This is a genomic window from Micromonospora sp. NPDC047467 (assembly GCF_040643095.1).
GTDB lineage: Bacteria > Actinomycetota > Actinomycetes > Mycobacteriales > Micromonosporaceae > Micromonospora.
The window spans coordinates 422,602-448,735 of the sequence record NZ_JBEYTO010000002.1 but is presented as its reverse complement, the minus strand read 5'-3'; the positions used below and the strand labels follow the sequence as shown (position 1 = coordinate 448,735).

At 69.4% G+C, this 26,134-nt stretch carries 26 protein-coding genes and 1 tRNA gene; 10 read left to right on the top strand and 17 right to left on the bottom strand.

Going from position 1 to position 26,134, the window contains the following annotated elements; genetic code table 11:
* Positions 1 to 61: 61 nt before the first annotated feature.
* Positions 62 to 1,711, bottom strand: coding sequence for a fatty acid--CoA ligase (locus tag ABZ780_RS06300; RefSeq protein WP_357484706.1), 1,650 nt, complete (start codon positions 1,709 to 1,711; stop codon positions 62 to 64).
* A 56-nt stretch (positions 1,712 to 1,767) separates the two neighbouring features.
* Here ABZ780_RS06300 and ABZ780_RS06295 point away from each other — a divergent pair, with 56 nt between their 5' ends.
* Positions 1,768 to 2,259, top strand: a complete 492-nt coding sequence (locus ABZ780_RS06295) for an NUDIX domain-containing protein (RefSeq protein WP_357004170.1) — start codon at positions 1,768 to 1,770, stop codon at positions 2,257 to 2,259.
* A 32-nt stretch (positions 2,260 to 2,291) separates the two neighbouring features.
* Here the strand turns inward: ABZ780_RS06295 and ABZ780_RS06290 are convergent, their stop codons facing one another.
* On the bottom strand, positions 2,292 to 3,323 hold the full coding sequence (locus tag ABZ780_RS06290; RefSeq protein ID WP_357004167.1) for an aldo/keto reductase: 1,032 nt from the start codon (positions 3,321 to 3,323) through the stop codon (positions 2,292 to 2,294).
* A gap of 126 nt (positions 3,324 to 3,449) precedes the next feature.
* On the opposite strand from ABZ780_RS06290, the gene ABZ780_RS06285 reads away from it, so the two are divergent.
* A complete protein-coding gene (locus tag ABZ780_RS06285) occupies positions 3,450 to 4,082 on the top strand; it encodes a TetR/AcrR family transcriptional regulator (RefSeq protein WP_357484703.1) in 633 nt (210 codons plus the stop codon).
* A 48-nt stretch (positions 4,083 to 4,130) separates the two neighbouring features.
* Here the strand turns inward: ABZ780_RS06285 and ABZ780_RS06280 are convergent, their stop codons facing one another.
* Positions 4,131 to 5,804 (bottom strand): MDR family MFS transporter, encoded by a 1,674-nt coding sequence (locus ABZ780_RS06280; RefSeq protein WP_357004161.1) that lies wholly within the window; start codon positions 5,802 to 5,804, stop codon positions 4,131 to 4,133.
* A gap of 186 nt (positions 5,805 to 5,990) precedes the next feature.
* On the opposite strand from ABZ780_RS06280, the gene rfaE2 reads away from it, so the two are divergent.
* On the top strand, positions 5,991 to 7,832 hold the full coding sequence (gene rfaE2 / locus ABZ780_RS06275) for a D-glycero-beta-D-manno-heptose 1-phosphate adenylyltransferase (protein ID WP_357484700.1): 1,842 nt from the start codon (positions 5,991 to 5,993) through the stop codon (positions 7,830 to 7,832).
* Positions 7,829 to 8,707, top strand: a complete 879-nt coding sequence (locus ABZ780_RS06270) for a glycosyltransferase (RefSeq protein ID WP_357484697.1) — start codon at positions 7,829 to 7,831, stop codon at positions 8,705 to 8,707. The genes rfaE2 and ABZ780_RS06270 overlap by 4 nt, the downstream gene beginning before the upstream one ends.
* Here the strand turns inward: ABZ780_RS06270 and ABZ780_RS06265 are convergent, their stop codons facing one another.
* From ABZ780_RS06265 to ABZ780_RS06255, 3 genes are read right to left on the bottom strand one after another with little or no spacing between them, the layout of a single operon-like run.
* Positions 8,708 to 9,814 carry a glycosyltransferase family 9 protein gene (locus ABZ780_RS06265; protein ID WP_357484694.1) on the bottom strand — a complete coding sequence of 369 codons (1,107 nt, stop codon included), beginning with the start codon at positions 9,812 to 9,814 and terminating at the stop codon, positions 8,708 to 8,710.
* An 8-nt stretch (positions 9,815 to 9,822) separates the two neighbouring features.
* Positions 9,823 to 10,368, bottom strand: a complete 546-nt coding sequence (locus ABZ780_RS06260; protein ID WP_357004147.1) for an Hsp20/alpha crystallin family protein — start codon at positions 10,366 to 10,368, stop codon at positions 9,823 to 9,825.
* The gene (locus ABZ780_RS06255; protein WP_357484692.1) at positions 10,365 to 10,871 is read right to left on the bottom strand and encodes a DUF2231 domain-containing protein; all 507 of its coding nucleotides are present in this window, start codon (positions 10,869 to 10,871) and stop codon (positions 10,365 to 10,367) included. The genes ABZ780_RS06260 and ABZ780_RS06255 overlap by 4 nt, the downstream gene beginning before the upstream one ends.
* Before the next feature lie 164 nt (positions 10,872 to 11,035).
* Here ABZ780_RS06255 and ABZ780_RS06250 point away from each other — a divergent pair, with 164 nt between their 5' ends.
* On the top strand, positions 11,036 to 11,653 hold the full coding sequence (locus tag ABZ780_RS06250; RefSeq protein WP_357484689.1) for a pyridoxamine 5'-phosphate oxidase family protein: 618 nt from the start codon (positions 11,036 to 11,038) through the stop codon (positions 11,651 to 11,653).
* 67 nt (positions 11,654 to 11,720) lie between these two features.
* On the opposite strand, the gene ABZ780_RS06245 is transcribed toward ABZ780_RS06250, so the two are convergent.
* On the bottom strand, positions 11,721 to 12,266 hold the full coding sequence (locus ABZ780_RS06245) for a DUF4240 domain-containing protein (protein ID WP_357004138.1): 546 nt from the start codon (positions 12,264 to 12,266) through the stop codon (positions 11,721 to 11,723).
* A 47-nt stretch (positions 12,267 to 12,313) separates the two neighbouring features.
* Positions 12,314 to 12,712: a VOC family protein gene (locus ABZ780_RS06240; RefSeq protein ID WP_357484686.1), complete on the bottom strand. Its 399-nt coding sequence runs from the start codon at positions 12,710 to 12,712 to the stop codon at positions 12,314 to 12,316.
* Positions 12,713 to 12,858: 146 nt separating this feature from the next.
* On the opposite strand from ABZ780_RS06240, the gene ABZ780_RS06235 reads away from it, so the two are divergent.
* Positions 12,859 to 13,503 (top strand): class I SAM-dependent methyltransferase, encoded by a 645-nt coding sequence (locus tag ABZ780_RS06235; protein ID WP_357484683.1) that lies wholly within the window; start codon positions 12,859 to 12,861, stop codon positions 13,501 to 13,503.
* A 269-nt stretch (positions 13,504 to 13,772) separates the two neighbouring features.
* Entirely contained in the window at positions 13,773 to 14,501 is a 729-nt protein-coding gene (locus ABZ780_RS06230; RefSeq protein ID WP_357484680.1) for a hypothetical protein, read from the top strand.
* Between the two features lie 57 nt (positions 14,502 to 14,558).
* Here ABZ780_RS06230 and ABZ780_RS06225 read toward each other — a convergent pair whose 3' ends face one another.
* The 4 genes from ABZ780_RS06225 to ABZ780_RS06210 all read right to left on the bottom strand — a co-directional run bounded on the left by ABZ780_RS06225 (position 14,559) and on the right by ABZ780_RS06210 (position 19,316).
* Positions 14,559 to 14,984: an Atu4866 domain-containing protein gene (locus tag ABZ780_RS06225; RefSeq protein ID WP_357484678.1), complete on the bottom strand. Its 426-nt coding sequence runs from the start codon at positions 14,982 to 14,984 to the stop codon at positions 14,559 to 14,561.
* 1 nt (position 14,985) lies between these two features.
* Positions 14,986 to 15,708 carry an SDR family oxidoreductase gene (locus ABZ780_RS06220; protein WP_357484675.1) on the bottom strand — a complete coding sequence of 241 codons (723 nt, stop codon included), beginning with the start codon at positions 15,706 to 15,708 and terminating at the stop codon, positions 14,986 to 14,988.
* Between the two features lie 408 nt (positions 15,709 to 16,116).
* On the bottom strand, positions 16,117 to 16,509 hold the full coding sequence (locus ABZ780_RS06215) for a hypothetical protein (RefSeq protein ID WP_357004123.1): 393 nt from the start codon (positions 16,507 to 16,509) through the stop codon (positions 16,117 to 16,119).
* Positions 16,510 to 17,048: 539 nt separating this feature from the next.
* Positions 17,049 to 19,316: an ATP-binding protein gene (locus tag ABZ780_RS06210; protein WP_357484673.1), complete on the bottom strand. Its 2,268-nt coding sequence runs from the start codon at positions 19,314 to 19,316 to the stop codon at positions 17,049 to 17,051.
* Positions 19,317 to 19,441: 125 nt separating this feature from the next.
* On the opposite strand from ABZ780_RS06210, the gene ABZ780_RS06205 reads away from it, so the two are divergent.
* Positions 19,442 to 20,491, top strand: coding sequence for a DNA cytosine methyltransferase (locus ABZ780_RS06205; RefSeq protein ID WP_357004119.1), 1,050 nt, complete (start codon positions 19,442 to 19,444; stop codon positions 20,489 to 20,491).
* Between the two features lie 528 nt (positions 20,492 to 21,019).
* Positions 21,020 to 21,610 (top strand): site-specific integrase, encoded by a 591-nt coding sequence (locus ABZ780_RS06200; RefSeq protein ID WP_357004116.1) that lies wholly within the window; start codon positions 21,020 to 21,022, stop codon positions 21,608 to 21,610.
* 92 nt (positions 21,611 to 21,702) lie between these two features.
* Here ABZ780_RS06200 and ABZ780_RS06195 read toward each other — a convergent pair.
* Positions 21,703 to 21,779, bottom strand: a tRNA-Thr gene (locus ABZ780_RS06195).
* Between the two features lie 143 nt (positions 21,780 to 21,922).
* Here ABZ780_RS06195 and ABZ780_RS06190 point away from each other — a divergent pair.
* Entirely contained in the window at positions 21,923 to 23,716 is a 1,794-nt protein-coding gene (locus ABZ780_RS06190; protein ID WP_357484670.1) for a metallophosphoesterase, read from the top strand.
* A 45-nt stretch (positions 23,717 to 23,761) separates the two neighbouring features.
* On the opposite strand, the gene ricT is transcribed toward ABZ780_RS06190, so the two are convergent.
* From ricT to ABZ780_RS06170, 4 genes are all read right to left on the bottom strand, one after another.
* Positions 23,762 to 24,601: a regulatory iron-sulfur-containing complex subunit RicT gene (ricT, locus tag ABZ780_RS06185; protein WP_357004110.1), complete on the bottom strand. Its 840-nt coding sequence runs from the start codon at positions 24,599 to 24,601 to the stop codon at positions 23,762 to 23,764.
* 166 nt (positions 24,602 to 24,767) lie between these two features.
* Positions 24,768 to 25,448, bottom strand: a complete 681-nt coding sequence (locus ABZ780_RS06180) for a hypothetical protein (RefSeq protein WP_357484668.1) — start codon at positions 25,446 to 25,448, stop codon at positions 24,768 to 24,770.
* Positions 25,448 to 25,753, bottom strand: coding sequence for a hypothetical protein (locus ABZ780_RS06175; RefSeq protein WP_357004104.1), 306 nt, complete (start codon positions 25,751 to 25,753; stop codon positions 25,448 to 25,450). The genes ABZ780_RS06180 and ABZ780_RS06175 overlap by 1 nt, the downstream gene beginning before the upstream one ends.
* A 1-nt stretch (position 25,754) precedes the next feature.
* The gene (locus ABZ780_RS06170; protein WP_357004101.1) at positions 25,755 to 26,081 is read right to left on the bottom strand and encodes a YbaB/EbfC family nucleoid-associated protein; all 327 of its coding nucleotides are present in this window, start codon (positions 26,079 to 26,081) and stop codon (positions 25,755 to 25,757) included.
* Between the last annotated feature and the right edge of the window lie 53 nt (positions 26,082 to 26,134).

The following is a 26,134-nucleotide window of genomic DNA, read 5'->3' as shown; positions in this document are numbered from 1 at the left end:
CCTGGGGAGGAATGATCAGGAGAACTCCTCATCCCAACAGGCGACGGTGCCCGCCAAAACGTTACGGGGCTGTCAGCTCTCGGACAGTCAGCTCGCCTCCGGCGTACCGCGATCGGACGACCTTCTTGTCGAACTTGCCCACGCTGGTCTTCGGCACGGTGTCGATGAACGCCCACCGCTCGGGCAGCTGCCAGCGCGCCACCGAGCCGGCCAGGAAGTCGTGCAGCTCCTCGGCGGTCACCGTGGCGCCCTCCCGGACCACGACGGTCGCCAACGGCCGCTCGCCCCACCGCTCGTCGGGCACCCCCACCACGCAGGCCTCCAGCACCGCCGGGTGGGCCATCAGCGCATTTTCCAGCTCCACCGACGAAATCCACTCACCACCGGACTTGATCACGTCCTTGGCGCGGTCGGACAACGTCAGGTACCCGTCCGGGGAGAGCGTGCCCACGTCACCGGTGCGCAGCCAGCCGTCGCGGAACTTCTCCTCGTCGGGCGCGTCGTCACCGACGTACCGGCCGGTCACCCACGGCCCACGGACCTCCAACTCGCCCACGGACGTGCCGTCGGCGGGCAGCGGCTCGCCCGCCGGGCCGACGATGCGCGCCTGCACCCCGGCCGGCACCCGGCCCTGCGTGTAGCGGTAGCGCCACGCCAGCTCACCCGTCGCACCGGCCGGCGGGCGGGAGACCGAGCCCAGCGGGGACATCTCCGTCATCCCCCAGGCATGGATCACGTCGATCCCGTGCCGCTCGTCGAACGCGTGCATCAGGGCGGGCGGGCAGGCCGACCCACCCACGATCACCTCGGTGAGCGACGAGGTGTCCACGTCGTGGGTGTCGAGGTGGGCCAGCAGGTCGGTCCAGATCGTCGGCACCGCACCGGCCAGGGTCGGCCGCTCGGCCGCGATCATCTCGGCGATCGGCGCGGCCTGGAGGAACCGGTCCGGCATGATCAGCGACGCGCCGGACAGGAACGCCGCGTACGGCAGGCCCCACGACATGGCGTGGAACATCGGCACGATGGCCAGCTCCCGGTCGGTCGGCCCGAGACCGAAACCCTCCGGCATGCAGACCTGCAACGAGTGCAGGTAGATCGAGCGGTGCGAGTAGGCGACGCCCTTGGGGTTGCCCGTGGTGCCCGAGGTGTAGCAGAGCGCGGCGGCGTCACGCTCGTCCACCTCCGGCCAGTCGTACACCTCGGGCCGGTCGGCGAGCAGCGCGTCCCAGTGGTGCACGGTGATCCGGTCCCCGGCCGCCGCCACCAGCGGCGCCGGGTCACCGCCGCCGACCACCACCACGTGTCGCACGGTGACCAGCTCGCCGATCACCCGGGCCAGCAGCGGGATGAGCGTGCTGTCGACCAGCACCACCCGGTCCTCGGCGTGGTTGGCGATGTAGACGACCTGGTCGGGAAAGAGCCGGATGTTGAGGGTGTGCAGCACCGCGCCCATGCTCGGCACCGCGAAGTAGGCCACCAGGTGCTCGTTGTTGTTCCACATGAAGGTGGCGACCCGCTCGTCGCCGGTCACCCCGCACTCGTCGCGCAGCGCATGTGCCAGCTGGGCGGCCGCACGGCCCACCTCGGCGTACGTCATCCGGCGGGGTTCGCCGCCGGTCCAGGTGACCACCTCCGCCGCGCCGTGCACTCCTGCGCCGTGGTCGAGAATCCGGGAGACCTGCAGAGGGGCGTCCATCATCGTGCTACGCATGGGTAACAAGTTAGTGTCGCCGGTCACACGTTGGGAACCCCCGTAAATTGTCGCAGGTGAGCATTTCCTGGGCCGATTCGTACGTGGGGCAGCTACGCGCGCTCGCCGGGGACCGGACGCTGATGTTCGTCGGCGCCCGGGCCGTGGTCAGCGACAACGCCAAGCGCATCCTGCTGATCCAACGCTCGGACAACGGCCAGTGGGCCATGCCCGCCGGGGCGATGGAGTTGGGCGAGTCGATCGCCGACTGCGCCGTGCGGGAGGTCCGCGAGGAGACCGGGCTGCGGGCGCTGCGGGTCTGCGCGTTCGCCCTCTACACCGGCCCGGACCGGACCAGCACCAACATGTACGGGCACACGTACCAGGTCTTCACGACCGCCTTCAAGGTCGAGGAGTGGGACGGGCAGTTGGCCCGGACCACCGACGAGACCACCGACGCGGGCTTCTTCCCCCGCGACCGGTTCCCCGCCCCACTCTCCGCCTCGGTCAACGAAACCCTGGCCGACCTGGACGTCTTCGAGCAGACCAACCGGCTGATCCTCAAGTAGGCCGCGCCCGGCCCGGCGGGTGAGCGCCGGACCTACTGCGGGTAGCGAACGCCGGCGAACGCCTCCTGGATCCAGTTCGGGTACGCGACGGGCAGCGTGGTGATCTCGTCGAGTTCGGTGAGATCCCGCGCGGTCAGCGTGAGGTCCGTGGCGGCGATGTTGTCCACCAACTGCTCCTGCTTGCGGGCACCGACGATCACACTGGTCACGGCCGGCCGGGAGAGCAGCCAGGCGACCGCCACCCGGGCCGGGCTGACCCCGTGCCGGTCGGCGACGCCCTTGAGCACGTCGACCACTCCGAAGGCGTGCTCGGCGTCGAACGGCGTGAAGCTGGCGTACCCGGGCTGGGCGCTACGCGAGCCGCTGTCGGCGACCGCGTTGTCCCGGCCGATCTTGCCGGAGAGGAAGCCGCCGGCCAGCGGGCTCCACACGGTCAATCCGACCCCCTCGTCGAGCGCCATCGGCACCACGTCGCGCTCCACGTCCCGGCCCAGCAGCGAGTAGTAGGACTGCACCGAGACGAAGCCGGCCAGCTTCTCCCGGGCGGAGATGCCCAGCGCCTTGGAGATCTGCCAGGCCGCGAAGTTCGCGCAACCGATGTAGCGGACCTTGCCCTGCTGCACCGCGTCGTCCAGCGCGCGCAGCATCTCCTCCATCGGGGTGACCTGGTCGAAGTTGTGGATCTGGTAAAGGTCGATGTGATCGGTGCCAAGCCGGCGCAGGCTGTCCTCCAGCGCCTGCATGATGTGCAACCGCGAGGTGCCGACGTCGTTCGGGCCGGGGCCCGTCCGGGCGTGCACCTTGGTCGCGAGCACCACGTCGCGTCGCCGCTTGCCGAGCGCCTGGCCGAGCAGTTCCTCGCTCTCGCCATCGCTGTACATGTCCGCGGTGTCGACGAAGTTGACGCCCGCGTCCAGCGCGGTGTCCACCAGCCGCTGGGCGTCGGGCAGCGGCAGCGCGCCCAGGCCGCCCCAGAGCGGGTGGCCGCTCCCGCCGAAGGTCATCGTGCCGAGGGAGATCTCGGAGACGTACACGCCGGTGTTCCCCAGCAGTCGGTACTTCACGTGCGTTGCTCCTCGTGGTGGGTCGGAGGCCGAGGTCAGGCACCTCGTGGTCACTATGTCGGACACTGTGTCCGGCAATTCAGCGTACGTCGCCGATCCCGCACCCAGCCACCTAGGATTCCGACCATGCCCTCGATCACCCGACGCCGCCCGCGCAACCCCGACGGTCGGGCCGCCGTCGAAGCACGGGTGCTGGCCGCCACCGAGCGGCTGCTCCAGCAGGGGGTCCGCTTCACCGACCTCGGCGTCCAGCGGATCGCGGCCGAGGCGGGGGTGGCACGGTCGACGTTCTACACCCACTTCCGGGACAAGAGCGAGCTGCTCATGCGCCTCGCGGGCACCATGCGCGAGACCTCCTTCGACCGGATCCGCGAGTGGGACCCTTCCGGGCCCGGTGACCAACTCGAATCACTCACCGAGGTCTTCGCCGACGTGATCCGGATCTACCGGACGTACGCCCCGGTGCTCGCCGCCATCAGCGAGGTCGCCGCGTACGACGAGGTGGTCCGGGAGTACTGGGCGGCCGGGCTGGGGCAGTTCGTGGCACGTACCGCCGAGGTCCTCGTGGCCGAGCAGCGGGCCGGGCGTATCCCCGCGAGCCTGGACACGGCGGCGGCGAGCCAGCTGATCGTGCTCGGCGGCGACCGGTTCCTCGCCCACCACGTCGCCACGGCCCCGGCCGAGCGCGAGGCGGACGCGGCGGCAGCCCGGGAACTGGCCAGGATCTGGTGGTACGGCGCCTACCGCCGTCCCGCCTGAGGCCCGCCACCGTCGGCCGCCCCGACCTGGGCCGGGGCGGCCGACGGGTCAGATCATCGTCTGCGACTTGGCCTCCATGTCGGCGGCCGCCTCCTCCTTCGACTCGCGGGTGAGCGGCTTGCCGCCCGGTGCCGCAGCCTTACCGCCCAGCGGGTCGGCACCACCGGTGGCGCCCTCGGGACCCGCACCCCGCAGGGTGCTGTTGGGCATCACCACGGTGACCAGCACCGCCACGATGGCGACCAGACCCGCGGTCAGGAAGACCAGGTGCAGCGAGTCGACGAACGACTCCTGGATGGCGGACCGCACCGCACCGGGCAGCGCCATGATCGTCCCCGGGTCGTTGATCGAGATGTTCGTGCCGCCGCTCGCCGCGACCGCCGCCTGCTGCTCCGGCGGAAGCTGGGCGATCGCCCCCGGCAGCCGGTCGGCCAACTGCGTGTTGAGCCGCGAGGAGAGCAGCGTGCCGAGAATCGCCACGCCGAACGAACCACCCAAGGATCGGAAGAACGTCGCCGAGGACGTACCGGCGCCCAGGTCGCGGACGGAGACCGCGTTCTGCACCGCCAGGACCAGCGACTGCATGCACAGCCCCAGGCCGACGCCGATCACGACCATGAAGCCGAACGCCACCCAGAGCGAGGTGTCCACGTGCAGCCGGGTGAACAGCAACATGCCCAGCACGAGGGTCGCCGACCCGGCGACCGGGAACCACTTGTACCGGCCGATCCGGCTCATCGCCCGCCCGGTGAGGATCGACGTGACGATGATGCCGGCCATCATCGGCAGCATCAGCAGACCGCTGCGGGTCGGTGAGGCGCCCTTGACGATCTGCAGGTACAGCGGGATGAAGATGATCGACCCGAACATCACCAGACCGAGCACGAAGCCAGCCGAGTTGGCGAGGGCGAACGTGGCGCTGCGGAACAGCCGCAGCGGCAGGATCGGCTCGGCGACCCGGGCCTCCTGGAGCACGAAGAGCACGGCGAGCACCGCGCCCGCCACCAGCAGACCGATGATCACCCCGGAGCCCCACGGGTACTCGGTGCCGCCCCAACTCAACGCGAGCAGCAGGCAGCTCACCCCGGCGACCAGCAGAGCCGCGCCCAGCCAGTCGATCGCGTGGTTCCGGCGCTCGAACGGGATCAGCCGCATCACGTGATAGCAGACCACGATGGCCAGGATCGCCAGCGGCACGTTGATGTAGAAGATCCACCGCCAGTCGGTCTCCGCGAAGTAACCGCCGACCAGCGGGCCGGCCACCGACGAGATGCCGAAGACAGCGCCGAACAATCCCTGGTAGCGGCCACGCTCCCGGGGTGACACGACGTCCGAGATGATGGTGAACGCCAACGTCAGCAGACCACCCGCGCCGAGGCCCTGGATGCCCCGGGTGACGATCAGCTGGGTCATGTTCTGCGACAACCCCGCCAGCAACGACCCGACCAGGAACGTGCCGATCGAGAAGAGGAACACCGGACGGCGGCCGTACAGGTCGGCCATCTTGCCGTACAGCGGAGTCGACGCCGTCGAGGCGAGCAGGTACGCGGTGACCACCCACGAGTAGTGGTTGATCCCGCCCAACTCACCGACGATGGTCGGCAGGGCCGTACCGACGATGGTCTGATCGAGTGCGGCCAGCAGCATGCCGGTCATCAGGCCGAGCATGAGCAGCCGGATCTGCCGACGATTCAACACCGGCGCGGCGGAGGCTTCGGTCATCCCGCCTTCTATCCCGCGAGCAGCAGAACATGCCCCCGACCAGCAAACCCTTCTTGCTGATCAAGAGGTTCGCGTCAGATCAGGCGCGTGTCGTGACGCAAACCTCTTGATCAACGGGGGTCAGGCCGTTGCGCAGGCCGCAGGGCCGCAGGTTTGTCGCGGGGGGCGTTGGGGACCCGGGGAGGCATGGCAGGAGCAGCAGCGGAACAGCGCCGGCTCGCCACCGTCGTGGAGAGCTGGCTCGGGCGCCCGGTCCTGATCGTCGGTGACGCCATGCTCGACGAGTGGCGGTTCGCCGACTCCGACCGGCTCTGCCGGGAGGCGCCCGCCCCGGTCCTCACCCTGCGCCGGCGGATCTCCGCTGCCGGCGGGGCGGCGAACACCGCGGTCAACGTCGCCACCCTCGGCGGACGGGCGGTCCTGGTGGCCCCGGTCGGCGCCGACGTGGCAGGCGACGAACTGCACGACTGTCTGGACCGCGCCGGCGTCTGGGACCGTACGGTCAGCCAACCCGGCCGGCCCACCCCGGTGAAGCGGCGGATGCTCGCCGGCAACCAGATCCTGCTCCGGGAGGACTCCGGCGACCCGGACGACGCCCTCGACCCGGACGGGGTGTCCCGGCTGCTCACGGCGTTGGACTGCGCCACCGAGGAGCTGCGGGCCGCCGCCGGCGGGGAGGCACCGACCCTGGTGGTCTGCGACTACGGCCTGGGTGCCCTGCCCGCGCCGGTCCGCGCCTGGCTGGTCGAGCAGCGGGAGCGGTACGCCACGGTCGCGCTGGACGCCCACGACCTCGCCGACTGGCGGGGCCTCGCACCGACCGTGGTCACCCCCAGCTTCGCGGAGGCGACGAGGCTGCTGGCCCGTGCCGGCGGCGCGTCTCGCCCGGCGAACGGCACCGACCTGCACCTGGAACACCCCGGCAGTGACCCCGCCGACGGGCCGTCGGAGCTGACCGTCGGCGCCGCGCCGGGTGGGACCCGCGCGGACGGCGTCGCGGTGGTCGGTGCGGACGCCAACGGCGACCGGCCCGGGCCGGTGGGCGAACCCACCGCCAGCGAGGGTCGGGTGGCGCTCACCGGCGACGGACTCAGCGTCACCGGCACCGGCGTCACAGTGAACACCGAGGCCGGTGCGGGCGTGGACCGGGCCGTGCTGGCCGAGTCGCGCCTGGCCGAGCTGCGCGCACACACCGGCGCCGACGTGGTCGCGGTGACCCTGGACACCGAGGGCGCGGTGGTGGGCGGCGCCGACGGCGAGCGGCGGCGCAGCCACAGCACCCCGGTCCCGGCGAGCCACGCCGTGGGGGCCGGCGACGCGTACCTGGCGGCGATGACGCTGGCCCTGGCCGCCGACGCGCCGCTGCCCACCGCCGCCCAACTCGCCCAGCTCGCGGCCACCATCACCGTGTCCGACACCGGCACCTGCGTGTGCCTGCGCGACGACCTGCTCGCCGCCCTCGACATGCCACCGGAGACCAGCGGGCATCCGGCTGTGGTCGGCACCGACGAACTGGACGCGATCGTCGCCGGGCATCGTGACGCGGGACGGTCGGTGGTGTTCACCAACGGCTGCTTCGACGTGCTGCACCGAGGCCACGTGCGCTACCTGGAACAGGCCCGCGCCCTCGGCGACCTGCTCATCGTGGCGGTCAACTCGGACGGCAGCGTACGCCGGCTAAAGGGGCCGGACCGGCCGGTCAACCCGGTCGAGGACCGGGGTGCCCTGCTCGCCGCGCTGTCCTGCGTGGACCACGTGGTGGTCTTCGAGGAGGACTCGCCCGCCGCGCTGATCGAGGCGGTCCGGCCGGACGTGTACGTCAAGGGTGGGGACTATCCGCCGGAGCTGGTGCCGGAGGCCCCGCTGGTACGCCGGCTCGGCGGCCAGGTACGCACCCTGGGGTACGTGCCGGATCGGTCCACCTCGGCGATCATCGAGCGGATCCGGTCACACAGCCAGGATGCGTCGCCGCACGACACCGGCCGGGAGCCCGACCCGTCGCTGAGCACCCGCACCCAACCGTCGTGAACCGGCCCCTCGACCTCGGCACCGCCGCGTCGTTCCGGACTGAACGGCTGGTCGACGTGCTGATCCCGACGCGTAACCGGCCCGCCGAGCTGGCGGTCACGCTCGCCGGGCTCGCCGCCCAGAACGGCGTACCCGGCTTCGGTGTGGTGGTCAGCGACCAGTCCGACGGGGAACCGGCGTACGCCCACCCCGCGGCGGCCACCATGGTGCGGGCGCTGCGGCACGGGGGTCACCCGGTGCTGCTGACCCGCCGCCTGCCCCGGCGTGGGCTGGCCGAACACCGCGCGTACCTGCTCGCCGCGTCGGCCGCCAGGTACGTGCTCAGCCTCGACGACGACGTCTGGCTGGAGCCGGGAGCGCTGCACCGGCTCGTCACCGCCATCGAGGAGTTGGGCTGCGGGTTCGTCGGCAACGGGGTGCACGGGCTGTCGTACACCGATGACGTGCGGCCGGACACGCACGGGCACTACCAGGAGTGGACGGGCCCACCGGCACCGGAGCGGATCCGGCCGGGCACCGCCGAGTGGGACCGGGCCCGGATCCACTCGGCGGCCAACCTGCTGCACATCACCGCCCAGTTGGCGCTGCCGCCCGGCGCGTGGCGGGCGTACAAGGTCTCCTGGGTCGGCGGGTGCGTGCTCTACGACCGGGCCAAGCTCGTCGACTCCGGGGGCTTCGACTTCTGGCGACGGGTGCAGGAGAACCACCAGGGCGAGGACGTGGCCGCCCAACTCGCGGTGCTGGCCCGGCACGGCGGCGCGGGTGTCCTGCCCAGCGGCGCGTACCACCTGGAGTCCCCCACCACTGTCACCGAGCGGGACGTGGAGGCGTGGGAGGTCGTGCTCGCCGACGAGGACACCCCGCAGCCGGCGTGACTACGGCGTGAGCAGTTCGCGGGCCGCTTCCAGCACCTCGGCCACCGGCACGTCGGTAACGAACGAGTCCCGGTGCGGGCACTCGCCGTCGCCGGGCCGGTGCGGGTAGATGCCCGGCGTGCAGTCCACACCGCAGACCGGGCAGTGCACCGTCCAGGAGCAGATCGGCCGGTGCCGCCCGCGCAACGGGTTCGCTGTGTTGATCAGGTTGCCGACCCAGAAGATCCCCACCGTGGGAGCGCCCACCGAGGCGGCCAGGTGCAGCGGGCCGGTGTCGTTGGAGACGACCAGCGCGCAACCGGCATAGCAGCCGGCCAGCCCGCCGAGGCTCAACGTGCCAACCTGCGGCCGGACCGGCACCCCCGCCGCCGCGACCACCCGATCCACCACCTCCCGCTCGGAGGGCGTGCCGGTGACCAGCACCTCGTAGCCGTCGCGGTGCAGCTCACCGGCCACCTCGGCGAAGCGCTCGGCTGGCCAGCGGCGACGGGTGTCGGTGGCGCCGGGGTGCAGCGCCACCCGGGGGCGGTCCGCCGGGCCGAGCACCCGGGCCGCCTCGGCCCGGTCGGCGTCGGTGACCGTCAGCGTCGGCACGATGGTGGTCGCCTCCGCGCCCACCAGGGCCACCACCTCCAGGTAGCGGATCACCTCGTGCTGGTAGTAGACGTAGCGGACCCACCGGTCCAGCGGCGGGGCGTCCTCGGCGCGCAGCCCGACGGTGACCCGGGCTCCGAGGCGGCTCATCAGCGGGTTGGAGTTGGCGCCACCCCCGTGGATCTGCACCGCCAGGTCGAAGCCCTCACCACGGGCCGCCGCCACGAACTCGTCGACCGTCGACGCCGGCTCACCCGCCTCCGCGTCGCGGATCCCGCGCGCCGGCGGCACCACCAGCACCCGGTCCACCGGGCCGGGCCGGTCACACCAGAGCTTCGCGTGCCACGGCGCGCCGAGCAGCACGATCTCCGCCGAGGGGTACGCGGCGCGCAGCGCGTCCAACGCCGGCAGGGCGAAGATGAAGTCGCCGAGCGCGTTGGCCCGCAGCACCGCGATCCGCCGCACGTCGGGGACCAGCCCCGCCGTCAGGCCGAGCAGGGACGGGGTGACCACGCTGACCGCTACGGCCGGTCGATCTCGCCGACGGTGTCCGGGTGGTGCAGCTCCCGGTCCGCGGCGGGATCGCCCGGCATCGGCGTGCCACCGGACAGGACGGTGGAGCGCGGCCCGGTGCGGCCGACGGTGATGGTGCGCGGCGTGGGCCGGGCCGCCCGAGGCAGGCGGACCCGCAGCAACCCGTGATCCATCACCGCGTCGATGCCGTCCGGGTCGACCCGGGACGGCAGGTCGACGCGGTACTCGAAGCCACGCGTCTCGAAACCGCCCGGGATGCCCTGGTCGGCGTTGACCTCCGCCTCGGAGCGGGCTCGCACGCACAGCTCCCGGTCGTCCAACTCGACCGCCACCTCCTCCGGCGCCACCCCGGGCAACCGGACAACGACCTCCCAGCCGTCGGAGGTCTCGGTCAGCTCGACGTCGGACGCCCCAGCCCGACCGCCGACCAGCCGACTCAGCTCGGCGCGCAGCGACTGCAGCTCACCCATCGGGTCCCAGCCCTGCTGCCGGCTCCGCCATCCACGGCTGAAACCGCCGGGCTGCTCACTCATCGCCCCTCACCGACCCGATGGGAGGTCGTCGAAGGCCGCAGTGAGCTGGGCGCGTCCAGATTCGCGTCACGGTCGACGCCCACACCGAGCCGGTCGACCAGTTCCCCGCCGAGCCAGGCGCTGCACCCGAGGATCGCCACAGCGACCACCTCGATGGCGATCAGCGCGCCACCGGCCGCCCGGGAATCGGCGTTGAGCCGCACCGCCCAGACGGCCGCGAAGAGCAGGATCACCGCGAGGTTGGCGCCGGCGTGCAGCAGGCCCACCCGCTTGGCGCGGGTGCCCGTCGGAATCGCCAGCAGGTCAAACGAGCCGGCCGCCGCGGCGAGCAGGCCGCCGATGAGGCCGACGGTGATGTTCCAGTACGCGACCTCGCCGAGGAAGTCGGGCCCACCGACCGCGTCGATCACGTCGAAGAGCACCGCGGTGACCAGCAGCGCGACCGGGAACATGACCAGCATCGGATGGACTGGGTGACCCAGCACCTTGAGTCGGCTCTCCATATCCCGGCCTCCACTGGTCGGCGTGCTGCGGACGGTGCGTGCGGCGGGCGCGTCGGGTGAGGCCCTACCCCGCGCGAGCGGGGACAAACCTCGCGCTGGTCACGCGGCCTAGGCTTGGCGATGGTGGCGTCCGTCACCCAGGTAAACGGTTGGGAGAGGATCACGTGACGGTGGAGATCACGTCGCACGAGGAGTTACGCGAGCTGCTCGGGGAGCCGCACCCCCGGGCCGCCAACAAGGATCGCGCCCGCCTGCACGAACGGGACCGGCAGTGGCTCGCCGCCGCGCCGTTCTGCCTGATCGCCACGGCCGGCGCGGACGGCAGCTGCGATGTGTCGCCCAAGGGCGACCCGGCCGGCTTCGCGCTGGTGTTGGACGACACCACCATCGCGCTGCCGGAGCGGCCGGGCAACAAGCGCGCGGACGGCTACCGCAACATCCTGGACAACCCGCACGTCGGGCTGATCTTCATGATCCCCGGGCGGACCGACACGCTGCGGATCAACGGTCGGGCCCGGCTGGTGCGGGACGCACCCTGGTTCGACGACATGGTGGTCAAGGGGCACCGGCCGGTGCTCGCGGTGGTGGTGGAGGTCGAGCAGATCTTCTACCACTGCGCGAAGGCGTTCCTGCGGTCGTCGCTGTGGCAGCCGGAGACCTGGCAGCCCGACGTGTTGCCGGCCCGGGCGCGCCTCATCAAAGAGGTCGAGGCACCCGTGGAGAGCCTGGAAGAGCTGGAACAACACTACGGCCCGGAGTACGCCAAGACGATCTACTCCTGACGCGGGCGCCCGGGGTGGCACCCGCGCTGCCCTGGGCAGCCCCCGCGTCTTGACAGCCGTCGTGCCGTCAGGTCGACCAGCCGGTGGGGTTGCCGAACGACTCCCGGGAGATGCCGGAGCCGGTCTGCGGCCAACCGCCGAACCGGTCGTTGTGCAGGTGGGCGAAGAAATAGCACATGTCCTCGCAGTCGGCGTCCTCCAGAGCGAGAGCAGGGTTGGCGCGGACGGCCTCGTAGTAGGCCCGGCCGAGGGCGACGATGAAGCCCCGGCAGTAGAGGAAGCCGTCGTCCGAGCCGTCGGTCACCTCGTGGATGTCCTCCCGGTCGATGTCGTAGAGCTTGCGCTCCACCACCCGGTCGAGGTCGGTCAACTCCTGCGCGGACAACTCGTCGCTGAGCGCGCCGAGGCGGGCGATGAACGGGGCCAGCCAGTCGTCGATCGCGTAGAACCGCGCATCGTCATCGTCGCTGTCGGGATCACGCTCGACGAGGGCCCGGCGCAGCGCCAGCGCCTCCGCGTCGAGCCCGGCCCACGCCGACTCGATGAGCGCCCACAGTCGGGCCTCGTCGGCGGCGGTGGGCAACATGCCGGTGGCATCGGTGGTCACTGTCACGACCGGACCGTATCCGGCACCACCGACAGTCCTGCCGGGTCTGGCCGCTACTCAGCGGACACCATCCACAGGTGACCGTCCGGGTCGGCGAACGCCCCCGCGTACCCCCAGGGCTGTGCTGTTGGCTCGGTGAGCACCTCGGCGCCGGCGGCGCGGGCCCGCTCGACGATCGCGTCCGCGTCAGCGGGAGAGGCGACGCCGAGGCTGAGCACGCACTCACTCTGACCCCGCGTGGCGACCTCGTGTGGGCCGATCACCCAGCCGAAGCCGCCGGTCGGGATGAGCATCAGCCGCAACCCGTCGTTGACCACGAACTGCAATGGCTCCGGCAGACCGTCGTCGGCCAACTCCCCCACCGCCTCCAGGCCGAGGCCGTCGGAGTAGAAGCGGTGTGCGGTCACACGATCGGCGATGGGCAGGCTGACGGTCACGGGGGCGTACGTCATGGAATCGGCTCCAGGATCTCCGGTGGATGGTCTCTCCAGGATGGACGTTGTCGGAGACACGAACTCATCGGCGCGGGCCCGGGTCGGACCGGACGCCGCGCCACCGGTCGTCGGTCTAGCGTGGCCGTCGGTCTAGCGTGGCCGTCATGAGCGAGGACGGCTGGCTGGCGGACACCCGCACCTCCTACGACACGGTCGCCGACAGTTACGCGGACCTGCTGCGCGGCCTCCTGGCCGAAGCGCCCTACGAACGGGCGGCCTTCGCCCTGTTCGCTGACCTCGTCCGGGCAGCCGGTGACGGAGCGGTCGCGGACGTCGGCTGCGGATCGGGGCGCATCACCGCGCACCTGCACGGGCTCGGCATCGACGCCTTCGGCATCGACCTCTCACCGGCGATGATCGACGTGGCCCGGCGCGATCATCCCGGCCTGCGGTTCGAGGTGGGCTCCATGACCGACCTCCCGCTGGCCGAGGGCTCGGTCGCCGGCCTGCTGGCCTGGTATTCGCTGATCCACATCCCCGACGACCAGATCGGCGCGGTCCTGGCGCACTTCCGGCGGGCGCTGCGTCCCGGCGGCCCGCTGCTGCTCGGCTTCCACGTGGGCGACGAGACCACCCTCAAGACGCAGGGGTACGGCGGCCACCCGATGAACGTCCACGTGCACCGCCGTCAGCCAGCCCAGATGGCGGCCTGGCTGCACGGCGGCGGCTTCACGGTCGAGGCGCAGACGACCCTCGTCTCGCCCGAGAGCCGGCTCGGCGGGATCGTGTTCGCGCGCCGCGACCCGTGACGGACCGCCCGCCTCCGGCAGGTCCCGAAAGGCCAGGCCGAACGCGCGCGACGGGGTACGCGTGCGGCTGCTGCCGCCCGACGTGATGCGGGGCATCGGGGGTAGCGAGTTCTCCCTAGACTGAGCGGCCACCAGCGTGGCGCGGTCGCCCTCGACCGGTGCACGGCCGGGTCGCCGAGCACCGGGGGCCTGCGCCGTGCCGCACTTTCACAGGGGGTGGGTCGGTGGGTCCTCGGCTGCGGGGCGTCGCGGTACTACTGCTCGGCGCGGTGCTGCTGGGCACGGTCGGCCTGAGCGCCGGCTCCTGGTACGGCGGACGCGGCGCCATACCACTCAGCCATGACCAGACGGAGAGCATCGCGGCCGAACTGCTCCCTGACGCGGAGGTGACCGGCGGGGTGATGATCGCACGCGGCTATCGGTACGGCACCTTCCTGGCGGATGACGACTTCGGCTCCATTCACGCGGAGTTCCAGTACGGCGACCGCGCCAACTGCCCGCTCTCCGACCAACTGCGGCACAACGCGGCGGCGCGGGGATGGCAGGGCCTCAGTCGTTTACCGAACGCCCCGTGTGACGGCTTGCGAATCACACGGGACGGATTGACGGCCACGCTGACCCACGGGACCAACGGGTCGAGGCTGAGCATCGCACCGTCCGCGCCGGACGGGTACCTCGCCACCACGGTCGCTGGCACACTCCTCGGCGCCGCCGCCGGCGCCGCCCTGTTCTGGCTGGGGGTGCGGCGACGGCGGCCCGTACCCATCCTGGTCGTCGCGCTCGTGGCAGTCGGCCTCTTCCCGGGCGTCGCCCTCACCTGGTCGGACCTCACGGACGGCCTCGCCGAGCCGGTGTGGCCCATCTGGCCGGCACTGGCTCCCGTGCTGGTGCCGATGTGGCTCGTAGTCCTGCTGGCGGGGTTCATCGTGTTCGCGAGGCGACGGAACGCGGCGTCGGCCCGCGATGCGAACGAGGTGCGGACCACCGAAACGGTGTGATCGACCAGCGGAACCGGCGAGGGCGCGTCCGCGTGGAGCCGGGCCGCCGCTCCCGGCCTACGAGGAGGAGGGCCCGGCGGATCCGCGCGCAGCAACAGCCTGTCGGTGGGCCGCGCTGCCCTCGCGATAGAACAGGTAGCCGCCGTGGTGCAGGACATCGCCCTCGAAACGGCCGTCGGCGGTGAAACCGGTGTCATCCCAATAGTCGATGTGGTCGCCGGTCACCTCGTACCGGCCGGTGTAGGCGCTGTCCCGCTGACCACGTGCCTCGTTGTATCGCCCGTTGGCCAGCAACTCCTGCCGGATCTGGTTGTCGGCGGTGACCCACATCCCGACGTACCCGTGGGTGGTGGTTTCGGTGGTCGAGGGCCGCGCCGTTGCCTGCGCGGGTAGTGGCGCGGACGGTGTCTCCGTCCCGCAGGCGGTGAGCGCCGCCGTAGCGAAGAAGGTGGCAACCGCCTTGCGTTGATCGATACCGGACATGTCAGCCTCGCTGCCGGGTCGGACGGATGATGATCTCGTTGACGTCGACGTCCGCCGGCTGTTCGATGGCGAACGAGATGGCCCGCGCGATGGCATCCGGCGGAATCGAGTTCTTGCGGTACTCCTTCATGGCCGCACGGGCGACCGGATCGGTGATCGACTCGGCCAACTCGGACTCGACGACGCCGGGCGTGATCGTGGTGACCCGCAGGCTCGGGTCAGCCTCCAGACGTAGACCCTCGGTGATCGCCCACGCCGCGAACTTCGTCGCCGAGTACACCGCGGAGGTCGGCACCACCTCGTGGGCGCCGACGGAGGCGACGGTGATCAGGTGACCGCTGCCCTGCCGCTGGAAGACCGGTAGGACGGCGGCGATGCCGTGCAGCAGGCCCCGCACGTTGACATCCAGCATCTGGTCCCACTCATCCACCAGCAAGGCATCGAGCCGGGACAACGGCATCAGACCCGCGTTGTTGACAATCACGTCGACCCGCCCGAACTCGGCGACCGCACTGTCGACGAACGCCGCGACGTCGCCACGGTCGGTCACGTCGAGCCGTCGTACCCGGATGTTGTCGTGGTGTTCGGCGAGCGCGGCAAGCCGATCTCGCCGCCGGGCGCCCGCGACCACGTGATGTCCCTCGCGGGCCAGGCGCAGCGCGACCGCCTCGCCGATTCCGCTGCTCGCGCCGGTCACCAGCACGACCTTGTTTGTGGATTCCATGAATCCACCTTCCAAGGTCCGGCGGCCGTCAACCAGGGTGTGTCACACCCCGGCAGACCGCCCTGCCGGCCGGCCGTACGTGGCAATGTCGCGGCCGTGGATGGCGCCGATCCGCTCGACGACTATCGCGTGCGCGGCGTGAGATAACGATGCCGGAGTTTGTGGCATCCGGTCAGCGCCGGAGCCCGGGAAACGGCGAAGCCCAGGTCTATGACCTGGGCTTCTGTACCGAGCCGCCTGACGGAATCGAACCGTCGACCTACGCATTACGAGTCGGTTGCCTGGCGCTGGTCCACCGCCTGGTACTCCTGCGCACCTTGGCGTCCCGGTCCACGATCGTCCGCTCATGTTCGCTGGTTTGGCTGCTCGCTTGGCTGCTTAACGGGATCCACCCGCGCCTGCCGCCTCCTACACGGCTGCTCGCTCGGGGCGCGATATCACCAATGCAGCGATGTCTCGTCTGGAGAAGCGTCCCGGGACGTTCAGCCCGGCCCGAGCCGCGGAGTGGAAGTTGTTCAGGGCAGTTACCCACTTGTCGGCCTGGCCCTGCCAAACCTGTTCATCCAGCTTCATGCCTTGCCGGGCGGTTTGCGCAAGCTGCCACGTAGCGCGGTTCAGCTCGTGGGCGGCTTCGATGGTGTCGCCGTCTGCGAGCAGGGGTAACGCCTCGAACGCCTCGGCTCGGCGCCCCTCAGCCTCTCCTAGCTGCTGAAGCAATCCGGCAAGATCGGTCTCGGGCGCACCATCGATGCGGGGTTGATGAACCTGGATGGCGACGGTACCCGCCAGCTTCGCTGCCAAGACGTAGGACAGACAGGCATCAAGCCGGCGCTGATCCCAGCGAACCCTAAGCTCTCTGGCAAACCTGTCTCGATCCGCTAGCCTGCCAACGAGGTACGTAGCCGCTGATCCTGCAAGCACCGCGACGACAGTCGTTAGTGCGGTAACTACTTGAGTCATCGCCACCTGGCCCTTCGCTCCCTCGGCTAGGAAGGTAGCGATGCTTGTCAAACCCATGTGCAGGCAGACAGGTCGACTGCGACGCCTCGCTTACAAGCTCTGTGCATCACGTCCGCGCACGTCCGGAAGCGGCTGCACGCTCGGCGCTTCGTCCATGCCGGCACCCGTTAGGGTGCAGCCGTCCGACGCGGTTGCTGTCAGCGTTGCTGTCGACAGCCGTTCCTCGTAGAGAGCCAGGCCGCCCCGCTGGGGGAACCTGCTCTCCTCAGCTGGTGAATGTCAGCAGGTACCGTCCTGTTCGCTCAAGCACCGCCCAACTGCCACTAAACAACGCAACCAACCCTCATCACGTCGGTTGTCGACGGCTATATCGACATCCACTAATTCAGTGTGTGCGGATCATCGAATAGGGCGTCATCATCAAGGGGAACTTCGCCTGCCCGGAGGCTGACACCGGAAGCCTCTACCCTTTCTAGGAAGTCTCGGTGCGCGCGCTTCGTGAAGTCTAGGAGTTCGTGCCAGGTCCGGTGAGACACGCGAGGATCCGAATTTAGAGACGAAAGCGATACTGGACTGAGTCTATCAATGTAGTCCGAGACAAACGTCAGCCGTCGGATGGGGAACTGGTCGCCAAGCTCCTTGTTATCGTCAAGGAATTTCGTTAGCGCAGCAAGGTAGCCGAATCCGCGTTGATACTCTTCGTCCGTTAAGTGGTACTCAAGGCGCTTGATCTCAACGATCCAGAGAACTCCGGCGTCGTTGAGCATAACGAAGTCAGGCTCTTTCCGCTCATTGTCGATGGCAGACGTAACGACCGACTTTCGGAATACCTTCTCATACCAAATCTCAAAGCTCGCCCGCACTCGCTTCAGCGACTCATTCATCCCGAGGGGCGTCCACTCTGGGGCCAACAACCAAGGTGCCTGCTCGATCAGCTCTTGCAGCGGCCTCTCAAGCGTTCTGCCGTTGGCAACCAATTCTTCCAACTTCGTAATCACGTCGAGTCGCTCCTCAGCCACCTGGCCGAGGGAGTACATCTCAACTAGACGAGCCCTTTGGAAAAGCGCCATGACCGCGTCAACCGTCGTTGCTGTTGTTTCGGAAACTTCCCTAAGGGTTCCAAGGAGCGTCTGGTGTGGGCCAATCGAGAAGGCAAGGTCAGTTAGCCGGTCGACATGGTCTTGGTCTTGCAGAGCTTCCGGATCGATATCCTTCACGAGCAGCTTTGCCGCCTCGGTCACGGAGTGTTTCAGCTCCGGTTCGTTCGGCGCTGCTTGGTCAAGCCGCTTCTTCAGATCAGATTTCTTTTCAAATTCGGCCCACCGTTCTTTCTTCATCGCTTCAGCGCCACGCTTAGCGAGAGTCTTAATCACCTTCTGTCCCCAGATCCGCAGCGCCTCGCCTTGATCCGAATGCCAGATGATGTCCTGCCGGTCAGACCGCACTAGGTCGTCTTCTTGGTCCAGCCATTCGGCATGAATTTCACCTACAAGGTATGACCTAAGGGTGTATTCGCCAGTGAAGCCCGCGCCGATATCGAAATCGCGCGTCTGCGCGACGATCTTCCCTCGGGCATAAATACGAACGCCCGCCATTGCCGGGTCCTTATACGGCTTTTTCGAGTAAGCCACAAAGCCCGTGACGGGAAGGAAGTTTTCTTCATACTTCACCGGCAGATCAGAGACGTCCGTATAGGTATCGTCCATAAAATCAATCTTCAACGTGCCTAGCTCGAAGGATTGCTCCTCCTGGAGCGAGTTGACGACTCTGACCATCCAGTCAGTGCGGCTGAGGCCGAAGCGAGCCGAAAGCTGCCTATCAAGCTCGTCGCGACTGGGAACACGCTTCCTGAAGAAATCTCTAAGCTTAACGGTCGTACCCGGATCCTTAAAGAAGGTTCCATCAAGTCCACCCGGTTCCGGGTTGTATTCGTCATCCGTGTCGGCAAGCATTTCCGACAAACGCATAACGATATGTGACACCCTATAGCCTTGAGGGGTTTTATCGCCTCCGGCGGTGATCACCTCAACAGTCTCGCAAATTCCAAACGGAGCAAGCTTGCCAATACCCTTGCGGCCCATCACGGGCCGATGACGGTCGCGGGACTTGTCGCTACCCGTTCGCTTCCTCCGGTCTGCGCCAACTGAGAGATAGTGCCTATTCAGCTCCTCCGAAGTCATCCCATGGCCGTCATCCACAATTAGGATTTCGTGCCCTTGCCCGTGCCCATCGACTCCACCGGCCTCATCGCTGCTGAGCAGCGAGCCTTGCGGGTCTGCTACTTCGGTCGCCCTCTGCGGCCCGTCGCCGTCTTCGGCGGGTTTGATGTGATCACCCGGACCGGACTTGCCAGAACGGGCAAGTAGCGTTCCCCAAGGCAGGGTGATGGTTACCGTTTCTGCATCCGCGTCGTAGGAGTTCGCGATGAGTTCAGCAAGAACCGCCGTGACTCGGTCGTAGAGCTTGATGCCAAGCTTATCGATCGTAAGCCGGCTGATCTTCATGGTGTACTTGGGTGCTGCGGGTGCCTGGTCAGCCGCCGAGCGCGCAGCTGGCACCTGCCGGCCACCTTGAGCTCCCATGGCATCGCCCGGTTGCAGAGGTCCGCCTGCGCGGTCGTGTCCCCCAGGTTGATAGGTCTCGTCCACTGGACCTCCTCGCCGTTAGAACCTGCATCCTGTCCGATCAGGAGCGAGCCCGCTACCCCGCTGTGCACTGTCCACTACGGCGCGTGGGGTACACGGCACTCCCTTGATCAGGTAGCATCCCGGCCGTGACCCGCCTAACATGCGTCGACTTGTTCGCCGGCGCCGGGGGCGCCACTGAGGGACTTCGGGTGGCAGGGTTTGACGTCATCGGGGCTGTGGAGATTGACTCCGATGCCGCTGCTTCTTATAGAGCCAATCATCCTGATGTCAAGCTTTGGGACCGCGATATTCGGTTGCTCACCGCCGCCGGCATGCTCCGAGAGTTGGGTCTAGATGCGGGGGAGCTGACGCTTCTGAAAGCTTGTCCGCCCTGTCAAGGATTCTCGTCGCTGGGTCCCGGCGGCGATTCGGCTGAAGCGAGCGACCGCAACGACCTAGTCCTCGATGTGATTCGCTTCGTCCGAGCCTTTAAGCCTTCCGCAGTGCTACTTGAGAACGTGCCAGGGCTTGAGAAAGACGCGCGTTTCAGTCGCGTTCAGATGGCCCTACGCAAGCTTGGTTATCAGATCAAGACCTTCCGTCTTGATGCTGCTTGGGTCGGAGTGCCCCAGCGGAGACGGCGATTGATTATGCTGGCGATTCGGGGCCGACGTAAGCCTCTCCCCGACGCGCTCTCTGATCTGCTCGGAGAGTGGTTCGTGGAGAAGCCCACGACGGTCCGGACCGCCTTAGAGCAGCTTTCCGCCACGCTGCAAGCAGGCGGCGACCTTGACAGGCACCGCGTTCACTCGGCAAAGGTCCTCGCCCGCATCAAAGCCGTCCCTGTTGGAGGCAATCGTTTCGATCTGCCGCCGGAACATCGGTTGGCTTGCCATGAAAACCTACGCGTTAGGAACGCAACGGCCTCCTATGGTCGGGTACGTATGGACGAGCCCGCGCCGACAATGACTACCAGGTGCGCGACTCCGGCATGTGGCTCATTCATTCATCCAACCGAGCATCGGGGCCTCACGCTCCGCGAGGCGGCAGCTTTTCAAACGTTTCCGCCGACCTACACGTTCAAGGGCAACTTTGGCTCGATCGAACGGCAAATAGGAAATGCAGTCCCGGTTCGTATGGCTGCGGCTCTAGGGGCGACTGTTCGCCGCCTACTTCACGATAGTCCTGGTCGCTAGTCGAATGACGGATAGGCCAACACACCTTGGCCATCTTTCATCCCGTCTGCCATCGACCCGCCCTCTTGGGGAGCGGGCCGCCGCCCGGCCCGCCACGTCAAGCGGACCTTGACGGTTCGTACGGACGCTGGCGGGTCGGGCGGTGGTCTGCTCGGCTCGCCCGGGTTGATGGCAGGCGGGATGGCCTACCGCAACCACCCACGGACCGCAACTCGCCGACGCAGCTTCGGCCATCCTGGAGCCGGAGCGCCCCCGCCGGAGGCGCACTAACCGCAGCCCCGTCACCCGCCGCCAGCTCGCCGACGCGGCTGGCGTGCGCTCTCCTACGCCGCGCGGGTTGGCCGCGCGGCCCGGCCGGCTGCCGGCCCACCACGCACCGGTCAAAATCCTGTCCCTTCTGCGGCGGCCCTCAGGGTTTTCCGCTCTCCGCGCCAGCCGCCGGGCATCAGGCGTGACGGCCGCAGAGCGACAGCGGCAGCGGCCGGCGCGCGCCCAGGCGGCGGCGCGTGCGGCCCGTTCAGGGCCGCCTTGAAGACGTACAGAAAGGCCTCCGCCCTGGAAGCTCGCTGGCTCATCGGGATCGCGCTCGGGCTCCGCCAAGGCGAGGTCTTGGGACTGCGGTGGGATGACATCGACCTCACCGCTGGAACGCTCCGCGTGCGAGGACAGCTACAGCGTGACCCTGACACGGGCGCTCTGGTCTTCGTGGAAACCAAGACTGCCCGGTCTCGCCGAACTCTTCCGCTGCCACCCACGGTGCTCACGGCACTTCGCCGCCACCAGGAACACCAGGCAGCGGAACGGTTCGACGTCGACAACTGGGCTGACCCAGGTTTGGTCTTTGCCACGTCCGTCGGCACACCCATCCACCCGCGTAACGACTACCGGTCGTTCCGGGAAATCATCCGGCGGGCCGGCCTACGGCAGGTTCGTCTTCACGACCTGCGGCACACGGCAGCCAGCGTCCTTCTCGCCCAGGGCGTGCCCGCCCGCGTGGTCATGGAGATCCTCGGTCACTCTCAGATCAGCGTCACTCTCAACATCTACGCCCACGTGGCCCCTGAGGTGGCTCGGGAAGCTGCGGCACGGCTGGAGGGCGCGCTGTGGTCCGGTGAGTAGGTTGGCTGCTCGCTTGGCTGCTCGACCTCGCGACGGTAAGCAAAAGGCCCAGGTCATGATCGGCGATCAAGCCGGTGACCTGGGCCTTTCAGTGGAGCCGCCTGACGGAATCGAACCGTCGACCTACGCATTACGAGTGCGTCGCTCTAGCCGACTGAGCTAAGGCGGCAACGATCAGCAAGTGTACGGCACCCCCGGCCGTGGACCGAACGGGATACCCCCGCTCCGCTCACTGCCACTAACCGGACAACGGATGCCATCTAGACGTTTACCGGACAGCGGATCATCGGGAGCGGCACTAGGCTGCGGCGGGTGAGCGACGATCACACCCCTCGCACCCCCGATCCGACGGACGCCCGCCCCGATGCCGTACCGGCCAAGGAGCGGGTCGCCCACCGGCCGCGCTCCACCGACCCGCTTGAACTGGGCTTCACCCCGCGCAAGCCGGTGCCGTGGCTGGCCCCGTTCCTGCTGATCAGCACGGGCCTCCGGACGCTGCTGGCGATGCTGTTCGGGGCGTACCTGGACAAGCGTGAGTTGCAGAACGCGTTCGACGACGGCATCTTCCGCCAGGTCGGGCCGGATGGCGGGCTCTGGCTCGACTACGTGGCCGACCTGGGCGACGGCTTCAACGCCACCTACTCCGTGGCGTACCTGCTGGCACAACCGGAACTGACCGTGGACGGGCATCGGCTGCCCCGGGCGCAGACCCTGGTGATGGGCGGCGACCAGGTGTACCCGTCGGCGGCCTATGCGGAGTACGAGAACCGGTGCAAAGGCCCCTACCAGGCGGCGCTGCCGGGCACTCCGTCGGAGCGGCCGACGCTCTTCGCGGTGCCCGGCAACCACGACTGGTACGACGGGCTGACGGCGTTCCTGCGGTTGTTCGTCCGGTCCCGGGACCGGAACTTCGGCGGTTGGGGCACCGGGCAGTCGCGGTCGTACTTCGCGGTGGAGTTGCCGGCGGGCTGGTGGCTGCTCGGCGTGGACGACCAGTCCGGCTCGTACCTGGACGACCCGCAGCTTACGTACTTCGACGAGGTGGCCCGGCGGCTCGGCCCGGAGTCGAAGGTGATCATCGCGGCGCCGGCGCCGACCTGGGTCAAGGCCGCCGACCATCCGACGGCGTACGACTCGATCGACTACTTCATCCGGACGATCATCGACCCGACCGGGGCGAAGGTCCGGTTGCTGCTCTCCGGCGACCTGCACCACTACGCCCGCTACACGGGGACGGATCGGCAGCTGATCACCTGCGGCGGCGGCGGGGCGTACCTGTACCCCACCCACAAGTTGCCGGAGCGCATCGAGGTGCCGCCGCGCGACACGTTGGCGCGAAAGGCCAGCCGCGCCCGCCGGTACGACCTGGTGGCCCGCTATCCGGACGCGGCCCGCTCCCGCCGCTACGGCTGGGGCATCTTCGCCCGGCTGCCGTTCCGCAATCCGGGTTTCACCACCCTGCTCGGCACCCTGCACACGTTGCTGATGCTGGCCATGGCCGGCGCTGCCGCGAACTGGGCCGACGCCACCGGGCAGCGGCTGTTCAGCGTTCCGCTGGTGGCGATGGTGCTGGTCACTGTGGTGGCGGCGGTCCTGTTCGCCCAGCCACCCAACGCGAGCGGCAAGCGGCACGTACGGCACTGGATCCTCGGCGTCAGCCACGGCGTGGCGCACGTGGCGCTGGCCGCGGCCGGCACCTGGGCCTGGCTGGCGCTGCCGTTCTACGACTGGCCGTGGCCTCTGCCGGCGGTCGCCGCGGTGGTGCTGTACGGCCCGGTGATCGGCCTGCTGTCCAGTCAACTGGTGGCGGCGTACCTGCTGGTGGCGGGGTCGTTCGGGGTGAACGTCAACGAACTGTTCGCCGGGCAGGGCATCGAGGACTCCAAGTCGTTCCTCCGGCTGCGCATCGACCCGGACGGCACGCTGACCATCTACCCGATCGGGGTGGACCGGGTTTCCCGCGACTGGCAGGTAAACCCCGACCAGTCCCCCACGGCCAGCTGGCTGACCCCAAAAACCCCCCTGACCCCCCGCCTGGCCGAACCCCCCATCACCCTCGTCGATCATGAAGTTATTGCTACGACCCGCCGAGGCGACGGGCAATAACTTCATGATCAACCCCGCGTGGGGGGCGGGGCGGCCCGGGGGGGGTTAGGGGGTGTAGTGCTCGTCGTGGGCTTGGCGGGGGGCGCAGACGGAGGCGCGGGAGCAGGAGCAGCGGGAGCCGTCGGCGTCCAGGCGCACGGTCACCGAGTCCTTCGGGACGCTGTGTCCTACCACTCGGCCATCACCCTCGGGCGTCGTCACCCGACTGCCGATGGCCGGCGCAGACTCGGCAAATCGGGCGTACAGGGGGTGCTCGTATTTCAGGCAGCACATCAACCGGCCGCACGCGCCCGAGATGCGCAGCGGGTTCAGCGGCAGGTCCTGGTCCTTGGCCATCCGGATGGTCACCGGCTCGAAGTCGTTGAGGAACGTGGCGCAGCACAGGTCCCGCCCACACGAGCCGATGCCGCCCTGCACCCGAGCGGAATCCCGAGCGGAGAGCTGCCGCAGCTCGACCCGGCAGTGCAGGGTGGCGCCCAGGTCCCGGACCAGCGATCGGAAGTCCACCCGGTGCGGGGCAGTGAAGTAGACGGTGCTGCGTTCGCCGCCGCCGTCGGCGGAGGTGAGCACATGGTCGACGGCCACCACCTTCATCGGCAGGCCGTGCGCCCGGATCAACCGCTTCGCCGCAACCTTGGCCTCGGCCTTACGCCGACGCAGCGCCTCGTCCCGGCTCAGGTCGTCGTCACCGGCCAGCCCCACCAGCCGGGGGAAGCCGTCGGTCTCCTCGGTCACCCACTGCGCGGCCCAGACGCACTCGGCCACCTCGGGCCCGTCGTCGGTCGGCACCAGCACCTTGTCGCCCACCTGTGGGCGCAACTCACCCGGGTCGAGGTAGTAGAGGCGCCCGTACCGGTTGAAGCTGACCGCGCAGAGCATGCCCATCCCCCCACCCTACGACGGACCACGGCAGTGCCGCGCTCCGGCCGTCGCCGGACGACTACGCCGTGCTTCCATCCATGGCCGTCGACCTGCGGGGGTGCAGGGAAAAGACCAGGCGTCGCCGGCTCGCGCCGGGCGCCCGTGGTCTGTCCGGGGTAACGGCGACCGACTACCAGCCGACCCGGGTGGGCTCGTCGTAGCGAGGGCGGCCGTCCACCGCCGGCCGCCAGGTGGACTCGGCCAGGCTCGGCGCCCACTGGCGCAGCAACGTCTCGACACCGTCGTACGCGACGCAGAGCACCGCCAGCACCCGCGCGGCGATCTCGGCCGCGTCGGCCACGCCCGGCCCGACCGGCTCGAACCGATGCGGTGGACCAGCCGCGGTGGCGGCCACCACGGCGACCGCCTCGGCCGAGCGCAGCACATCGGCCAACGTGCGGGCCAGGGCGAGGCGGCTGCCCTCCACCCAGTCGGCGAGCGCGTCGGCGTATCCGGCGGTGGACTCCAGTCGCCCGACCAGGCTCTCCGGGCCTTCGTCGAGGTGGCGCAGCAGCGCCGCGCGTTCCTGCCCGTACGCCGAGGCGGCCGGGCCGGACCAGAGCACCGGGTCGGTGAGCGCGGCGCTGACGTCGTCGTACCCCCGGACCAGCCGGCGCACCGCGTGCCCGGCGCCGGTGAGCGGCGCCGGGTGGAGGTCGAGGAAGCCGCAGACGGCGTCGCCCGGCAGCACCTGCATCCGGCGCAGCAGCGGCCAGACCCGGTGCCCCTCAGGAACACCGGCGGCGAGCAACGCGTCCACTCGGCGCAGCAGGTCGAGGCCGGGGTCGGCGAGCCGGTCCAGCGGGTCCATCACCGCTCCCCGGTGATGCGGCGTCGGGCGGCCCGGTCGACGTCGCCGTAACGGTCGGCGGCCTCGCGGACCGCCGAGGCGGCGGCGGCCAGCCGGTGGGCCGCAGCCCGCGCCTCGCGAGCCCGGTCGTCGGTGGCGGCGGCCCACTGCCGGTGCAGCGCACGGCCGATCTCGCCGGGTCGGCCGGGGGCGTCCACGCCGAAGGCCGCCTGGGCCGGGTCGCTGGCGGTGACCCGGTGGGACAGGGCGGTCAGCGTGGCGCTCGCCTCGTCCAGGCGTGCGGAGAGAGCGCGCAGTGCCTCCATCTCAGGCCCCCGCGAGCGGTCGGTAGGCGGCGAACGTCTCGTTGTGCAGCTTCTCGCGGGCCCACTCGGCGGCATCGGCCGCCGCGGTGACCGCGGCCTGCACGGAGCCGGCCACGTCCCGTGGGCTGCGGGCGTGCAGTGGCCCGAGGAATCGGACGTCGGTGATGCGACCGCCGGCGGTGACCACCACCTCGACCAGCCCGTCCGGCGAGCGGACGGTGACCTCGACGGTCGACACCGCCTGGTCGAACTCGGCCTGGAGCGATTCGATGCGGCGGTAGCGCCGCACCGCCTCCTCGATCCAGGCTTCGTCGATCTCCCGCGGCATCGGCGACTCCTCCCGGGTGGTCCTCACTGAGCGTGCTGCGACCGTCACCACGG

Coding starts and splice junctions, on each gene's coding strand:
- ABZ780_RS06255 (WP_357484692.1), bottom strand. CDS start 10,871: ATGGAGAGCCGACTCAAGGTGCTGGGTCACCCAGTCCATCCGATGCTG.
- ABZ780_RS06285 (WP_357484703.1), top strand. CDS start 3,450: ATGCCCTCGATCACCCGACGCCGCCCGCGCAACCCCGACGGTCGGGCC.
- ABZ780_RS06235 (WP_357484683.1), top strand. CDS start 12,859: ATGAGCGAGGACGGCTGGCTGGCGGACACCCGCACCTCCTACGACACG.
- ABZ780_RS06170 (WP_357004101.1), bottom strand. CDS start 26,081: ATGCCGCGGGAGATCGACGAAGCCTGGATCGAGGAGGCGGTGCGGCGC.
- rfaE2 (WP_357484700.1), top strand. CDS start 5,991: ATGGCAGGAGCAGCAGCGGAACAGCGCCGGCTCGCCACCGTCGTGGAG.
- ABZ780_RS06300 (WP_357484706.1), bottom strand. CDS start 1,711: ATGCGTAGCACGATGATGGACGCCCCTCTGCAGGTCTCCCGGATTCTC.
- ABZ780_RS06220 (WP_357484675.1), bottom strand. CDS start 15,708: ATGGAATCCACAAACAAGGTCGTGCTGGTGACCGGCGCGAGCAGCGGA.
- ricT (WP_357004110.1), bottom strand. CDS start 24,601: ATGGGCATGCTCTGCGCGGTCAGCTTCAACCGGTACGGGCGCCTCTAC.
- ABZ780_RS06260 (WP_357004147.1), bottom strand. CDS start 10,368: ATGAGTGAGCAGCCCGGCGGTTTCAGCCGTGGATGGCGGAGCCGGCAG.
- ABZ780_RS06225 (WP_357484678.1), bottom strand. CDS start 14,984: ATGTCCGGTATCGATCAACGCAAGGCGGTTGCCACCTTCTTCGCTACG.
- ABZ780_RS06175 (WP_357004104.1), bottom strand. CDS start 25,753: ATGGAGGCACTGCGCGCTCTCTCCGCACGCCTGGACGAGGCGAGCGCC.
- ABZ780_RS06180 (WP_357484668.1), bottom strand. CDS start 25,448: ATGGACCCGCTGGACCGGCTCGCCGACCCCGGCCTCGACCTGCTGCGC.
- ABZ780_RS06240 (WP_357484686.1), bottom strand. CDS start 12,712: ATGACGTACGCCCCCGTGACCGTCAGCCTGCCCATCGCCGATCGTGTG.
- ABZ780_RS06280 (WP_357004161.1), bottom strand. CDS start 5,804: ATGACCGAAGCCTCCGCCGCGCCGGTGTTGAATCGTCGGCAGATCCGG.